The sequence below is a fragment of the Nocardioides taihuensis genome, from assembly GCF_042657275.1.
Lineage (GTDB): Bacteria > Actinomycetota > Actinomycetes > Propionibacteriales > Nocardioidaceae > Nocardioides > Nocardioides taihuensis.
In genome coordinates this window covers 203,336-217,995 of the sequence record NZ_JBHSKD010000007.1, presented here as the reverse complement: position 1 = coordinate 217,995, position 14,660 = coordinate 203,336, and the positions used below count along the sequence as shown (strand labels likewise).

The following is a 14,660-nucleotide window of genomic DNA, read 5'->3' as shown; positions in this document are numbered from 1 at the left end:
TGCGCCACACCGGGCCCGGGCACGACGAGAGGCGAGGGACACGCCCTCGCCTCACTACCAACGTATAGCGGAGGTGGGGGCTTGCCGCAAGACCCCCGTCGTGGCTCAGAATCACCGCTCCTGACACCAGCACGACCCCCGGGAGCCTCCTTCGTGGACCGCCTGACCGATCGCCTGACCGACCGTCCGACCAGCCGCCCGTCCAGCCGCCCGACCACCAGCGCGTTCGACCTGCGCAACCACCCGGCCAAGGCCGACCCGGCCCTCGTCGCTGCCGACGAGGAGCACTTCGCCGCGATCGCGGAGAGCCTCGAGCACACCATCGCCGACCTCACCGCGCGCCTCGATGCCGAGCGCCGGGCTGCCGGTGGCAGCGGGCAGGAGGCGATGGACCGCGACCTCGAGATCCACCGGCTGTCCGCGCGGCTGCGGGCGCTGCGGCGGTTCACGATCGACCTGTGCCTGGGCCGGATGGTCGGCGAGGACGGCGAGACGACGTACGTCGGCAGGTTCGGGCTCGCGGCCCGCGACGGCCGCCGGCTGCTGGTCGACTGGCGCTCGCCGGCGGCCGAGCCCTTCTTCGGCGCGACCCACGGCAACCCGATGGGGCTCGCGAGCCGGCGCCGCTACCGCTGGACGACGGGCCGGGTCACCGACTACTGGGACGAGGTGTTCGACCCCGACGGGCTGACCAGCCGCGCCGCGCTCGACGACCAGTCCGCGTTCATCGCCAGCCTGGGCGAGAGCCGCACCGAGCGGATGCGCGACGTGCTCGCCACCATCGCGGCCGACCAGGACGCCGTGGTCCGGGCCGGTTCCCGGGGCACCCTCGTCGTCGACGGCGGCCCGGGCACCGGCAAGACCGTGGTGGCGCTGCACCGCGCGGCGTACCTCCTGTACGCCGACCCGCGCCTGGGCGAGGGACGCGGAGGCGTGCTCTTCGTCGGGCCGCACCAGCCCTACCTCGCCTACGTCGCCGACGTGCTGCCCGGCCTCGGCGAGGAGGGCGTGCAGACCTGCACGCTGCGCGACCTCGTGCCCGGCGGAAACGACGTGCCCGACGAGACCGACGCGGAGGTCGCCCGGCTCAAGGCGAGCGCCGACCTGGTGCTCGCGATGGAGCCGGCGGTGCGGCTCTACGAGGAGCCGCCGACCGAGGGCATGGTGGTCGAGACGCCCTGGTCGGAGGTCTGGCTCGGTGCGGACGACTGGGCCGACGCGTTCGCCGCCCCCGACCCCGGCACGCCCCACAACGACGGCCGCGACCTGGTCTGGGAGGAGCTGCTCACGATCCTGCTCGACAAGCACCGGGCGCAGGCGGGCGAGGACGACGAGGTGCCGGAGGCGGCCCTGCGCCGCGCCTTCGCGCAGTGCGAGGAGCTGGTCGACGCACTCGGCCGGGCGTGGCCGCTGGTCGACCCGGCCGACCTGGTCGGCGACCTGTGGTCGGTGCCGGCCTACCTCCGGATGTGCGCTCCCCACCTCACCGAGGCTGAGGTACGCCGCCTGCAGCGCGCCGACCCGCAGGCCTGGACGACGTCCGACCTGCCGCTGCTCGACGCCGCCCGCCAGCGCCTCGGCGACCCCGACGCCTCGCGGCGACGCCGCCGTCGCGCGGCCGCCCTGGCAGAGCAGGCCGAGGAGATGTCGCGCGTCGTCGACCACCTCGTGGCCACCGACGACTCCGAGCTGCAGCTGATGTCGATGCTCACCGTCCACGACCTCCGCACCGCGCTCGTCGACGAGGACGTCGTGCCGGCGGCGGACCCCGACCTCCTCGCCGGCCCCTTCGCCCACGTCGTCGTCGACGAGGCCCAGGAGCTCACCGACGCGGAGTGGCAGATGCTGCTGCTGCGCTGCCCGTCGCGCAGCTTCACCGTCGTCGGCGACCGCGCGCAGGCCCGCCACGGCTTCGAGGGCACCTGGGCCGAGCGCCTGGCCCGCGCCGGGCTCGACCGGGTCGAGCAGGCCGTACTCACCGTCAACTACCGCACGCCCGAGGAGGTGATGGTCGAGGCCGAGCCGGTGATCCGCGCGGTCGTCCCCGACGCCAACGTGCCGACCTCGGTGCGCCGCAGCGGCCGGCCGGTCGTCCACGGCCGCACCGCGGACCTCGACCGCATCGTCACCGCCTGGTTGGCCGAGCACGACGAGGGCGTGGCCTGCGTCGTCGGCGACCCGGGGTACGACGGGGGCGCGCGCGTGCGGTCGCTGGCGCCGGAGCTCACCAAGGGTCTGGAGTTCGACCTCGTCGTGCTGGTCGACCCGCCGACCTGGGGCGAGGGCCGCGCCGGAGCCGTGGACCGCTACGTCGCGATGACCCGCGCCACCCGGCAGCTCGTGGTGCTCACCGCGGGGTGAGAGCGGCGTGGCCGGTTCGGCGCAGCGGGCCTAGAGTGGGCTCGAGGGCGCCCCCGCCACGGGTGCCCAGCGTCCTCGGCACGGAGCGTCACCATGCGGACCCGGTTCGACACGACGTACGACGCACTCAGGGCGCGCCTGCGCACCGCCGGCGACCTGGACCTGACGACCAGCGAGGGCCTGACGGCCGAGCTCGAGGCGATCAGCGCCACCGGTCCGACCTGGGTGGAGCCCGACCTCGACGAGGTCACCTTCGTCGACGCCCACGCCGTGCGCCCGCTGGACCTGCGGAGCCTGACCGACGCCGCGATGCCGGACCCGGGGACGTCGCGCAGTGGCTGACGTCGACCCCGTGGCCGCGGCCTTCGCCGCCCACCCCCGCGAAGGGTTCCTGCCCGAGAAGGTCAGGTCCCGCGCGGCCTACGACGGCCCGCTCGACATCGGGCACGGGCAGACCAACAGCCAGCCCCGCACGGTCGAGGCGATGCTGCGCCTGCTCGACGTGCGGCCCGGTGACCGGGTGCTCGACGTGGGCGCCGGCTCGGGCTGGACCACCGCCCTGCTGGCCCACCTGACCGGCCCGGGTGGCCGGGTGGTCGGGCTGGAGCTCGAGCCCGACCTGGTGGTCTTCGGCAGCGGCAACCTGGCGCGCACCGACCAGCCGTGGGCGAGCCTCGAGCAGGCGACGCCCGGCCGGCTCGGCGACCCCGACCGCGCGCCGTACGACCGGATCCTGGTCAGCGCCGAGGCGCGCACGACGCCCCGGGCCCTCGTGGACCAGCTCGCGGACGGCGGCCGGATGGTCGTCCCGGTGGCCGGGGAGCTGCTGCTGGTCGTGCGCGAGGGCGAGCAGGTGGTCGAGACCGGTCACGGCGGATACCGGTTCGTGCCGCTGCGCTGAGCATGGGCGCATCCTGAGCGGGTACCCGAAGGTCTTCCGATCCACATCGGGGGGACGGAAGGGGTGGCCGTGGTACCGCATGGGGGCGGAGACTTCGGATCCGTCGAGGCAGCACTGGCGGCGTTCGAGGACGAGCCGCAGATCTGCGTCGTGGTCGAGGGCGTCGAGCGGCGCGTGGTGGCGGCCAACGCCGCCGCCCGCGCCCGCCTGGGTGGGGGCGGGATCGGTGACGTGGTCTCCGACGCCACCACCGAGGCGCTCGGGCTCGGGGACCCCCACGACCTCGAGACGGTGCGCCGCACCGGGGACCCCGACTTCTCCTCGCACTGGCACGTGCGGGTCGGGGCCGGCGGCCGGGCCCAGGACGTGCTGCTGCACCGCAGCCTCGTGCCCTGGGTGGGTGCGGACGGGTCGGTGCGCGGCGTCGTCGCCGTGGTGTCCGACGTGACCACGACACTGCCGGCGGGCCGCCGCCGCGAGCCCGGCGGGCGCGCCCGGCACGACGCGATGGTCAGCCTGTCCGACGCGCTCCTGCCCGACGATCTCCCGGTCGTGCCCGGCCTCGACGTGGCCGCCCGCTACCTGCTGGCCTCGGAAGACGGCGCCGCGGGGGGCGACTGGTTCGACGTCGTCGTGCGCGACGACGGCCGGGTCGTGCTCGTCGTCGGTGACGTGGTCGGGCACGGCGTCACCGCCTCGGCCGTGATGGGGCAGCTGCGGGCCGTGCTGCACGAGCGGCTGGCCAGCGGCGCCTCCGTCGACGAGGCGGTCGCCGACCTCGACCGGTTCGCGCGCACCCGGCCGGAGTCCCGGGCCACGACGCTGGTGGTCGTCGAGGTCGACCCCGCCGGCGGCGACATCTGCTACTGCACAGCCGGCCACCCGCCGCCGCTCGTCGTCGACGCCGAGGGCCGGGCCACCTTCCTCCCGCCCAGCGGAGGGGCCCCGCTCGGAACGGTGCAGCCGGCCGCCGCGGTGGCCAGCGCGCGCCTGCGCCCCGACGACCTGGTGCTGCTCCACTCCGACGGGCTCCTGGAGCGCCGCGGCGGCTCGCACGCCCACTGGCTCACCCAGGTCGCGGACGTCTTCTCCCACGCCTACCTCGGGCTGACCGGCGCCACCCCCGGCGCGCCGCGTCGTACGGTCGAGCGGGTCTGCCAGGAGGGCCTGGAGGTGCTGGCCCGCCTCGAGGAGGGTCACGACGAGGACATCACGGTGGTCGCGGCCCAGCGGGTCTCGCCGCTCGCGCCGCTGACGCTGCGGCTTCCCGCCGTACGCTCCTCGGTCGCCACGGTGCGCGAGGAGCTGCACGGCTGGCTCGCCCGCGTCGACTCCCGCCCGCTCGACGAGATGTCGGTGCAGCACGCGGTGGGCGAGCTGGTGACCAACGTCGTCGAGCACGCCTACGCCGGCCGGCTCCCCGGTGACGTCCGGGTCACGATGCGCCAGGACCCGCGCGGCGAGCTCGTCGCCGAGGTCGCGGACGACGGGTGCTGGCACGACCGCCCGCCCGGCGACCCGGGACGCACCCACGGGCTCGCGCTCGCGCGCGGGCTGGTCGACTCGCTGCTGATCGAGGGATCGGAGACGGGGACGACCGTCACCGCCCGCGCCCGCCTCTCCCGGCCCGCCCAGCTGCTGCAGGGACGGGTGCCCCAGGCGCACCCGGTCGCCGCCTCGCGGTTCCGCTTCGGCGCCCACCCGGGCGACGACCGCCGGATCGACGTGGGCGGCTCGCTCGACGCCTCGAACGCCGACGAGCTCCGCGCCTCGGCCCGCCGCGCCACCGCGGGCGGCACGCGACCGCTCGTGCTCGACCTCGCCGGCGTCACCCACCTCGGGAGCGCCGCCGTGCAGGCGCTGCACGAGGTGGTCGCCGAAGGCCCGGCTCCCCCGCGGCTGCAGGCGCCCCGGGGCTCGGTGGCCCAGCAGGTGATGGAGCTGGTCCGGCTGCCGCACTCGACGTCACCGGCCGACCCCGCTCCCTGACCGGCTCCTCAGCCGGTGGGCCGGTCCACCTGGTCGGCGAGGTGCTCGGGCGCCTGGAGGCAGTAGGACTCGGTGAGCAGCTCGGCGATCTCGGTCCAGTCGGTGTCGTCGTCGAGCAGCAGGCCGACCACGTTGCGGCCCCAGCCCGCGCGGAAGTACGGCGCACCGAGGTGCTCGAAGGCCATCACCTCGTCGGGCTCGGCGCGGAAGGTGATGCGGAAGAGCTGGTCCTCGCCGCCGAACACGTGGGCGACGGTGGCGCTGCCCACGCGCCAGCGGGTGCCGACCCAGGCGTCCTCCTCCTCGCAGCGCGGGAGCGCGGTGAGGATCTCGCGGAGCCGGCCCAGCCAGGCCTCGGGCACCTGAGGGCGGTCGGCGGGGGCCATGGCGGGAGCCTGCCACGACCCACCGACGTCCGCCCACCTGAGTCGACGGGGCTCAGTAGGACTTCGGCAGCCCCAGCGAGTGCATGGCCACGAAGTTGAGGATCATCTCCCGGCTCACCGGCGCGATCCGGCCCGCGCGGGTGGCCACCAGCAGCCCGGCCATGCCGTACTCCTGGGTGATCCCGTTGCCGCCGTGGGTGTGCACGGCCCGGTCGGCGGCCGCGCACGCCGCCTCGGCCGCGGCGTACTTGGCCATGTTCGCGGCCTCGCCGGCGCCCATGTCGTCGCCGGCGTCGTAGAGGGCAGCAGCCTTCTGGGTCATCAGCCGGGCCATCTCGATCTCGATGTGCGACTGGGCCAGCGGGTGCGCGATGGCCTGGTGGGCGCCGATCGGCTCCTTGAAGACCGTGCGCTCCTTGGCGTACTGCGCGGCCTTGTCGAGCGCGAACCGGGCCAGGCCGGTGGAGAACGACGCGGCCATGATCCGCTCGGGGTTGAGCCCGGCGAAGAGCTGCACCAGGCCGCCGTCCTCGTCGCCGACGATGGCGTCGGCCGGCAGCCGCACGTCGTCCATGAACACGGTGAACTGCAGCTCCGGGCTCACGATCTCCATCGGGATCGCGTTGTACTCGAAGCCGGCCGCGTCGGTCGGGACGACGAAGAGCACCGGCTTGACCTTGCCGGTCCGCGCGTCCTCGGCGCGGGCGACGACCAGCACGTTCTCGGCCTCGTCGACCCCGGAGATGTAGATCTTGCGCCCGTTGAGCACCCACTCGTCGCCGTCCTTGCGGGCAGTGGTGGTGATGTTGTGGGTGTTGGTGCCGGCGTCGGGCTCGGTGATCGCGAAGGCCATGGTGCCGGTGCCGTCGCAGATGCCGGGCAGCCAGCGCTGCTTCTGGTCCTCGGTGCCGTAGCGGGAGATGATCGTGCCGCAGATCGCGGGGCTGACGACCATCAGCAGCAGCGGGCAGCCCTGCGCGGCGAGCTCCTCGCAGACGGCCGCGATGTCGCCGATGCCGCCGCCCCCGCCGCCGTACTCCTCGGGGATGTTGATGCCGAGGTAGCCGTTCTTGCCGATCTCGAGCCACAGCTCGGTGGTCTTCTCCCCGGCGCGGGCCTTCTCGGTGAACCACTCCCGGCCGAACTTGGAGGCCAGCCGGGCCACGGCCTTGCGCAGCTCCTGGCGCTCGTCGGACTCGGTGAACGCGATCTGGGTCATGCTGGCTGGTCCTCCTCGACGACGGCGAGCACCTCACCCGCCGCAACCTGCTGCCCGGTGGACACCGGGAGCTCGGTGACCGTGCCGGCGGTCGGCGCCGCCACGGTGTGCTGCATCTTCATGGCCTCGAGCACGAGCACCGGCTGGCCGGCCTCGACCCGGGCGCCCGCCTCGACCGTCACGCTGACGACGGTGCCGGGCATCGGAGCCAGCAGCGAGCCGCTGGCCACCGCGTCGGCCGGGTCGGTGAACCGCGGCGTGCGGGTCAGCCGGACGTGGCCGTGCGCGGAGTCGACGTCGACGGCGTCCCCGGCCACCGCGACGTCGTACGTCGTGCGGAGGCCGGCGCGCTCGAGGACCACCCGGTCGGGAGTGGCCTCGACGACGGTGAGGCCGTCGACTCCCGGCACCAGGTAGCCGTCGCGGGTGCCGAGCCACTCGACGACCACGTCGTCGAAGACCGTGCGCTGGGGCCGGGAGACCACGTTGCGCCAGGCGACCGGGATGCCCCGCTGCACGCGGCGGGCGGCGCGGTCGTGCTCGGCGACGGCGAGGGCGGCGGCGACCGCCGCCGTGGCCTCGACGGGCTCGCCCGACGTGGTCAGGTCCCGCTCGTCCAGGAACGCGGTGCTCACCTCGCCGGCCAGGAACGCCGGGTCGCGCAGGACGGCGAGCAGCTGGTCGCGGTTGGTGCGGACGCCGTGGATGCGTGCGCGGCGCAGCACGTCGGCGAGCTTGCGAGCCGCGTGCTCGCGGGTGCCGGCGTGGGCGACGACCTTGGCCAGCATCGCGTCGTAGTGGGTGGAGACCTCGCTGCCGGTCTCGAACCCGGCGTCGACGCGAATGCCGGGTCCCGTCGGGATCTCGAAGCGGGTCAGCCGGCCGCTCTGCGGGGCGTAGCCGTCCTCGGGGTCCTCGGCGTAGAGGCGGACCTCGATCGCGTGGCCGCGGGGGCCGTCCGTCGAGAAGTGCACGGCGCGGCCGGATCCGGCCTCGGCCACGAGGAGCTGCATCGCCACCAGGTCGACGCCGTGCACGAGCTCGGTGACGGGGTGCTCGACCTGGAGCCGGGTGTTCATCTCCAGGAAGAAGAACCGGTCGGCCGCAGGGTCGTAGAGGAACTCGACGGTGCCGGCACCCCGGTAGGAGATCGCGGCGGCCGCGGCGCGGGCGGCGTCGTGAAGAGCCACGCGCGTCGCCTCGGGCAGCAGCGGGGCCGGGGACTCCTCGACCACCTTCTGGTGCCGGCGCTGCAGCGAGCAGTCGCGCTCGCCGAGGACCTCGACGTGGCCGTGCCCGTTGCCGACGACCTGCACCTCGACGTGGCGACCGCGCTCGACGTACGGCTCGACGAAGACGGTGCCGTCGCCGAACGCCGAGCCGGCCTCGGCGGAGGCCTTCTCGATCTCGCCGGGCAGGTCGGCCAGCGCGCGAACGATCCGCATGCCGCGGCCACCGCCGCCGGCCGAGGCCTTGACGATCAGCGGGAGGTCGGCCTCGGTGGGCTCGGCGGGCGCCTCGAGGACCGGCACACCGGCGGCGTGCATCAGCTCCTTGGCGCCGATCTTCGAGCCCATCTGCTCGATCGACTCGGGCGTGGGTCCGACCCAGGTCAGGCCGGCCTCCTCCACGGCGCGGGCGAACGCGGCGTTCTCGGACAGGAAGCCGTAGCCCGGGTGGACCGCGTCGGCCCCCGACGTCCGGGCGGCCGCGAGCACGGCCTCGATGTCGAGGTAGGTCTCGCCCGGGGCGTTGCCGGGCAGGTGGACGGCGACGTCGGCCTCGCGCACGTAGGGCAGGTCGGCGTCGGCGTCGGAGTGGACGGCCACGGCCTCGATGCCCTGCGCCCGGCAGGTGCGGAAGACGCGCGAGGCGATCTCGGCCCGGTTGGCGACGAGCAGCCGCTGGATGGTCGTCATGGGCGGAACACCCCGAAGCGGTCGGTGCCGACGATCGGTCTGTTGCCGATCACCGACAGGCAGATGCCGAGCACCGTCCGGGTGTCGCGGGGGTCGATCACGCCGTCGTCGTACAGCATCCCGGAGAGGAAGAACGGCAGGCTCTGCTCCTCGACCGAGGCCTCGACGAAGGCCCGCATGCCGGCGTCGGCCTCCTCGTCGTACTCCTTGCCCTTGGCCTCCGCCGCAGCCCGGGCCACGATCGAGAGCACACCGGCGAGCTGCGCGGGGCCCATCACGGCGGACTTCGCCGAGGGCCAGGTGAAGAGGAAGCGGGGGTCGTAGGCGCGGCCGTTCATGCCGTAGTTCCCGGCGCCGTACGACGCACCCATGATCACGCTGAGGTGCGGGACGGTGGAGTTGGAGACGGCGTTGATCATCATCGCGCCGTGCTTGATGATGCCGCCCTGCTCGTACTCCGCACCGACCATGTAGCCGGTCGTGTTGTGCAGGAAGAGCAGCGGCGTGTCGACCTGGTTGGCGAGCTGGATGAACTGCGTCGCCTTCTGCGCCTCCTCGGAGAAGAGCACGCCCTGCGCGTTGGCGAGGATGCCGACGGGGTGGCCGTGGATGCGCGCCCAGCCGGTGACGAGCGAGGAGCCGTAGAGCGGCTTGAACTCGTCGAAGGGCCGGCTGTTGGTGGCCGAGGTGCCGTCGACGACCCGCAGGATCACCTCGCGCGGGTCGAAGGGCTCCTTGAGGTCGGTCGGGATCAGGTCGAGCAGGCCGTCGACGTCGGCGTCCGGCTCCGCGTAGGCAGTCGCGGTCGCGCCGTCGGCCGAGCTCGTCGAGACCACGGCGTCCGCCTTGCGCCAGTTGAGCCGCGCCACGATCCGGCGACCGATCCTGATCGCGTCGCGCTCGTCCTCGGCGAGGTAGTCGGCGAGGCCGGAGATCCGCGCGTGCATCTCCGCACCGCCGAGCGACTCGTCGTCGGACTCCTCACCGGTGGCCATCTTGACCAGCGGCGGGCCGCCCAGGAAGACCTTGGCCTGCTCCTTGACCATCACCGTGTAGTCGCTCATGCCCGGCACGTAGGCGCCGCCGGCGGTCGAGTTTCCGAAGACCAGCGCGATCGTGGGCAGCTTCATCGCCGAGGAGCGGGTGATGTCGCGGAACAGCTTGCCGCCGGGGATGAAGATCTCCTTCTGCGTCGGCAGGTCCGCGCCGCCGGACTCGACCAGCGCGACCGTCGGCAGCCCGTTCTCCTCGGCGATCTGCGAGGCCCGGAAGATCTTCTTCACCGTCCACGGGTTGGAGGCGCCGCCCTTCACCGTGGGGTCGTTGGCGGTGATCATGCACTCCACGCCCTCGATCACGCCGATGCCCGTGACGACGCTGGCGCCGACGGTGAAGTCGGAGCCCCAGCCCGCCAGCGGGCTCAGCTCGAGGAAGGCCGAGCCCTCGTCGACGAGCAGCTCGATCCGCTCGCGGGGCAGCAGCTTGCCGCGCGCGTGGTGGCGCTCGACGTACTTCTCCCCGCCGCCGGCGACGGCCTTGGCGTGCTCCTCGTCGAGCGCGCCGAGCTTCTCGAGCATGGCGCCGCGGTTGTCGCTCATGCGGTGTACCCCAACAGTCGTGCGGCCAGGTCGGTCAGCACCTCGGTCGCTCCTCCTCCGATCGGCAGGATCCGGGCGTCGCGGTAGTGCCGCTCCACCTCGGTCCCGCGCAGGTAGCCGGTGCCCCCGTGCAGCTGCACGGCCCGGTCGCAGACGTACGTCGAGCAGTCGACGGCGGTCTGCTTGGCCAGGCAGGCCTCGGCGATCACGTCCTCGCCGGCGACGTGGCGCGCGGCCACGGCGTGCGTGTAGGCGCGGGCGACCTCGACCTGGCGCCGCATCTCGACCAGCTGGTGGCGCACCACCTGGTTGGCGATCAGCGGCCGGCCGAAGGTCTCGCGCTCGCGGCAGTACGCCGCCGTCAGCTCCAGCGAGCGGGCGGCGATGCCGTAGGCGTGCACCGCGAGCGCGATCCGCTCGACCACGAACTGCTCGGCGATCTGGTAGAAACCGCTGTCCTCCGCGCCGATGAGGTTCGCGACCGGCACCCGGGCGTCGGCGAAGCCGAGCTCGGCGGTGTCGGAGCAGTGCCAGCCCATCTTGGTCAGCGACCGGTCGACGGTGAAGCCGGGCGTGCCCTTCTCGACGACGAGCAGGCTGAGGCCCGCGTGGCCGGGGCCGCCGGTGCGCACCGCGGTGGTGACGAAGTCGGCGCGGACGCCGCTGGTGATGAACGTCTTGGTGCCGTTGACGACGTAGTGGTCGCCGTCGCGACGGGCCGTCGTGCGGATGCCGGCCACGTCGGAGCCCCCGCCGGGCTCGGTCACGGCGAGCGAGCCGATCGTCTCACCGGCCAGCGTCGGGCGGACCCAGCGGTCGACCTGCTCGGGAGTGCCGGCGGCCGCGAGGTGGGGCAGCGCGATGCCGCCGGTGAAGAGCGCCGCCACGAGCCCGCTCGACGCGCCGGCCTCGAAGAAGGCCTCCTGCACCGCCACCGAGTCGAGCAGGTCGCCGCCCTCGCCACCGACCGCCTCGGGGAAGGAGACGCCGAGCAGCCCCTGCTTCGCGGCGGCCCGGTGGAGGTCGCGCGGCACCTCGCCGGCGTCCTCCCACTCCTGGAGGTGGGGCACGACCTCGCGGCGCACGAACTCGCGCGCAGCGTCCTTCAGGGCCTCGCGGTCACTGGTCACAGGAGCGACTCCTCGATCGCGACCATCCGCGAGCGCACCCACTCGCCGAGGCCCTTGGCCTGGGGGTCGAACCGCGTCGACGCGGCGACGCCGTCGCCGAGCAGCCCGCGCACGATCACGTTCACCCCGCCGAGGTTGGGCAGGAGGTAGACCTCGACGTCGAGGTCCTCGGCCTCCGGCACCAGCTCGCGCACCCGGCGGGGGGTGATCAGCTTGGAGAGCCAGGTGACCCGCGCGGCGTACTTCTCGTCGTCGGCCATCGACCCGCCGCGGGCGACCCAGAGGCCGATGTTCGCGTCGCCGCCCTTGTCGCCGGAGCGCGCGTGCACGAAGGACCCGAGCGGCATCCGGCGGGTGCGGACGTCCTGGGGAGCGGGGTAGGGCGACGGACGGCGGCCGCCCTCGTCCGCGGCCTCGACCTCGCCGGCGACGGCCGGTGGTGCGATCTCCTCGCGCGTGCCGTCGGCGTGGACGACGACCTCGGTGACGGCGGCGCGGTCGACGTACGCCGGGCGGTAGACGCCGTAGGGCGTCGGCGGCGCGGGCGGGGCGGTGAGCGTGAAGCCGGGGTAGGAGGCGAGCGCGAGCTCGACGGTCGCGGCGGTGAACGGCTTGCCGACGGGGTCGGCCTTCGCGTCCTTGACGGTGCACCTGAGCAGGCACGAGGCCGACTCCTCGGTGTCGGCGTCGGCGTGCGGCACCGACGTGCGCGACCAGCTCACCGACTCCGGGGGGTTGGCGGCGAGCGCCGCCGTGACCTGCTCGCGGACCCAGTCGGCCTTGGCGTCGACGTCGAGGCCGGTGAGCACGAATTCGACGGTGTTGCGGAAGCCGCCGAGCTCGTTGACGCAGACCTTGAGCTGCGCGGGCGGAGCCTCGCCGCGCACCCCGGACACCGCGACCCGGTCGGGGCCCTGCTGGGCGAGCTCGACGGTGTCGAGCAGCGTGGTGACGTCGGGGCCGAGGTAGCGCGTGGACTGGATCTCGTACACCAGCTGCGCGGTGACGGTGTCGGTCGTGACGGCGCCGCCGGTGCCGGAGTGCTTGGTGATCACGCAGCTGCCGTCGGCGGCGAGCTCGGCGAGCGGGAAGCCGAGCGGGGCGCCGGTGTGGGGCAGGTCGCGGAAGCCGGAGAAGTTGCCGCCCGTCGCCTGGGTGCCGCACTCGAGCACGTGCCCGGCGACCACCGCGCCGGCGAGCGCGTCGTGGTCGTCGTGGGACCAGCCGAAGTGGGCCACGCCTGCGCCCACGACCAGCGACGCGTCGGTGACGCGGCCGGTGACGACGACGTCGGCCCCGGCGCGCAGCGCGGCGGCGATGCCGAAACCGCCGAGGTAGGCGTTCGCGGTCAGGGCGCCGGCCGGCAGCCCGAGGTCGGTGGTGCGACCCCGCAGGTCGTCGCCCTCGACATGGGCGACGGCGGGGTCGAGGCCCAGGCCGCGGGCGACCTCGCGCAGCCGGTCGGCGAGACCGGCGGGGTTGAGGCCGCCGGCGTTGCTGACGATCCGGACTCCCCGCTCGAGCGCCGTACCGAGGCAGTCCTCGACCTGGCGCACGAAGGTGCGCGCGTAGCCGAGCGAGGCGTCCTTCATCGTGTCCTTGCCGAGGATCAGCATGGTCAGCTCGGCGAGGTAGTCGCCGGTCAGGACGTCGAGCGGCCCGCCCTCGAGCATCTCGCGCATCGCGGAGAGCCGGTCGCCGTAGAAGCCGGAGCAGTTGCCGACGCGGAGGACCTCAGCCACGGGGCTGCCTGCCCTCGCCCGGAGGGCCCGCGAAGCACTGCGCGATGTCGAGCCACCGGTCGGCCTCCGCGCCGACCGCGACGAGGTCGGTGTCGTCGCGGTGCACGCGCTGGGTGGCGAGCAGGCAGAAGTCGTACGCCGAGCCGGTCACCGACTGCGCGGCGTCCTCGGGACCCCACGCCCAGGTCGCGCCCGACGGCGCGACGAGCTGGACCCGGAACTCCTCGGCCGGCGGCTCGAGGTCGTGCACCGAGAAGGCGTAGTTGCGGGTGCGCACGCCGAGGTGGGCGACGTGGCGCACCCGGTCGGTCGGCTCGGCGGTCGCGCCGAGCGCCTCGTGCACGTCGAGCGAGTGCGCCCAGGTCTCCATGAACCGCGCCGTCGCCATCGACGCGGCCGACATCGGCGGGCCGAACCACGGCATCTTCTGGCCCGCGGGGTAGTCGCGCAGCGTGCGGCCCAGCGCCTCGCGCGCCGCGCCCCAACGGGCCAGCAGCGCGGGCGGGGCGAGCCGGGCGACCTCGAGGGCGCAGGTGTCGACGTACCCGGTCGGGTCCTCCAGCGCGGCGAGGACCAGCGCGTCCCAGCGCTCCTTGTCGGTCGCGGCGACGACCGCGACCTCGTCGGTCCAGAGCAGGTGCGCGACCTGGGTGGCGACGGTCCAGCCCGGGGCAGGCGTCGGGGTCGCCCAGCCACCGTCGGCGGAGTCGTCGAGCCCGGAGACCAGGGCCCAGAGGCGGTCCCCCTCGGCCCGGAGGTCGTCGAGCAGGTCGTCGAGGAGGGTCATCGCGCGCCCTTCGGCTCGGGGTGGAGGGTCTCGTCGAGCACGGCGGCCCAGCGGTCGAGGATCCGGCGCCGTCGCCGGGTGTCGTCGGTGATGGTGGCGGCCAGGCCGAGGCCGCGGACCAGGTCGAGCGTGGCCTGCACCAGCTCGCGCACGCCGGGCTGCTGCTCGTCGGCGCCGAGGAGCTCGACGGTCAGGCGGTGCACCTCGCGGCCGACCCGCTGCTCGAGCGGGGCGACGGCCGCCAGCAGGGTCGCGTCGGTGCGCGCGGCGACCCAGAGCTCGAGCGCGGCGGTGAAGACGGGGCTGGTGAAGTGGTCGCCGAGCATCTCCAGCACGGCGCGCGTGCGCCGCGGGCCCTGCGGCAGGGCCCGGGCAGCGGCCGCCAGCTCGGCCCCGCGCACCTCGGTCAGGTGCTCGACCGCGGCCACCACCAGGTCGTTCTTGGTCGGGAAGTGGTGCAGCTGCGCGCCCCGGCTCACCCCGGCCCGCTCGGAGACGAGCGTGGTCGAGGTGCCGCTGAACCCGCGCTCCACCAGGCACTCCACCGTCGCCTCGAGCAGGCGCGCCCGCATGGCGCGCGTCCGCTCCTCCTGCGGCACCCGGGTGGTGGTGGTCACCCGGCCATCGT

At 74.3% G+C, this 14,660-nt stretch carries 12 protein-coding genes; 4 read left to right on the top strand and 8 right to left on the bottom strand.

Annotation, left to right across the window (positions count from 1 at the left end):
* Positions 1 to 162: 162 nt before the first annotated feature.
* The 4 genes from helR (at position 163) to ACFPGP_RS07020 (ending at position 5,251) form a co-directional block, all read left to right on the top strand.
* Positions 163 to 2,361, top strand: a complete 2,199-nt coding sequence (gene helR / locus ACFPGP_RS07035) for an RNA polymerase recycling motor ATPase HelR (RefSeq protein WP_378588981.1) — start codon at positions 163 to 165, stop codon at positions 2,359 to 2,361.
* Between the two features lie 93 nt (positions 2,362 to 2,454).
* Entirely contained in the window at positions 2,455 to 2,703 is a 249-nt protein-coding gene (locus ACFPGP_RS07030) for an STAS domain-containing protein (protein ID WP_378588732.1), read from the top strand.
* On the top strand, positions 2,696 to 3,262 hold the full coding sequence (locus ACFPGP_RS07025; protein ID WP_378588730.1) for a protein-L-isoaspartate O-methyltransferase family protein: 567 nt from the start codon (positions 2,696 to 2,698) through the stop codon (positions 3,260 to 3,262). The genes ACFPGP_RS07030 and ACFPGP_RS07025 overlap by 8 nt, the downstream gene beginning before the upstream one ends.
* 69 nt (positions 3,263 to 3,331) lie before the next feature.
* On the top strand, positions 3,332 to 5,251 hold the full coding sequence (locus tag ACFPGP_RS07020; protein ID WP_378588728.1) for a SpoIIE family protein phosphatase: 1,920 nt from the start codon (positions 3,332 to 3,334) through the stop codon (positions 5,249 to 5,251).
* Between the two features lie 8 nt (positions 5,252 to 5,259).
* On the opposite strand, the gene ACFPGP_RS07015 is transcribed toward ACFPGP_RS07020, so the two are convergent.
* The 8 genes from ACFPGP_RS07015 to ACFPGP_RS06980 are packed head-to-tail and all read right to left on the bottom strand — an operon-like array spanning position 5,260 to position 14,649.
* Entirely contained in the window at positions 5,260 to 5,637 is a 378-nt protein-coding gene (locus ACFPGP_RS07015; RefSeq protein WP_378588726.1) for an MmcQ/YjbR family DNA-binding protein, read from the bottom strand.
* A 52-nt stretch (positions 5,638 to 5,689) separates the two neighbouring features.
* Entirely contained in the window at positions 5,690 to 6,856 is a 1,167-nt protein-coding gene (locus ACFPGP_RS07010; protein ID WP_378588724.1) for an acyl-CoA dehydrogenase family protein, read from the bottom strand.
* A complete protein-coding gene (locus tag ACFPGP_RS07005; protein ID WP_378588722.1) occupies positions 6,853 to 8,775 on the bottom strand; it encodes an ATP-binding protein in 1,923 nt (640 codons plus the stop codon). The genes ACFPGP_RS07010 and ACFPGP_RS07005 overlap by 4 nt, the downstream gene beginning before the upstream one ends.
* Positions 8,772 to 10,373, bottom strand: a complete 1,602-nt coding sequence (locus tag ACFPGP_RS07000; RefSeq protein WP_378588720.1) for an acyl-CoA carboxylase subunit beta — start codon at positions 10,371 to 10,373, stop codon at positions 8,772 to 8,774. The genes ACFPGP_RS07005 and ACFPGP_RS07000 overlap by 4 nt, the downstream gene beginning before the upstream one ends.
* A complete protein-coding gene (locus ACFPGP_RS06995) occupies positions 10,370 to 11,503 on the bottom strand; it encodes an acyl-CoA dehydrogenase family protein (RefSeq protein ID WP_378588718.1) in 1,134 nt (377 codons plus the stop codon). Before ACFPGP_RS06995 ends, ACFPGP_RS07000 begins: the two co-directional genes overlap by 4 nt.
* Complete coding sequence (locus ACFPGP_RS06990) at positions 11,500 to 13,245, bottom strand: acyclic terpene utilization AtuA family protein (RefSeq protein WP_378588716.1); 1,746 nt, start codon at positions 13,243 to 13,245, stop codon at positions 11,500 to 11,502. Before ACFPGP_RS06990 ends, ACFPGP_RS06995 begins: the two co-directional genes overlap by 4 nt.
* The gene (locus tag ACFPGP_RS06985) at positions 13,238 to 14,032 is read right to left on the bottom strand and encodes a TIGR03084 family metal-binding protein (protein WP_378588714.1); all 795 of its coding nucleotides are present in this window, start codon (positions 14,030 to 14,032) and stop codon (positions 13,238 to 13,240) included. Before ACFPGP_RS06985 ends, ACFPGP_RS06990 begins: the two co-directional genes overlap by 8 nt.
* Positions 14,029 to 14,649: a TetR/AcrR family transcriptional regulator gene (locus ACFPGP_RS06980; protein WP_378588712.1), complete on the bottom strand. Its 621-nt coding sequence runs from the start codon at positions 14,647 to 14,649 to the stop codon at positions 14,029 to 14,031. The genes ACFPGP_RS06985 and ACFPGP_RS06980 overlap by 4 nt, the downstream gene beginning before the upstream one ends.
* Positions 14,650 to 14,660 lie beyond the last annotated feature (11 nt).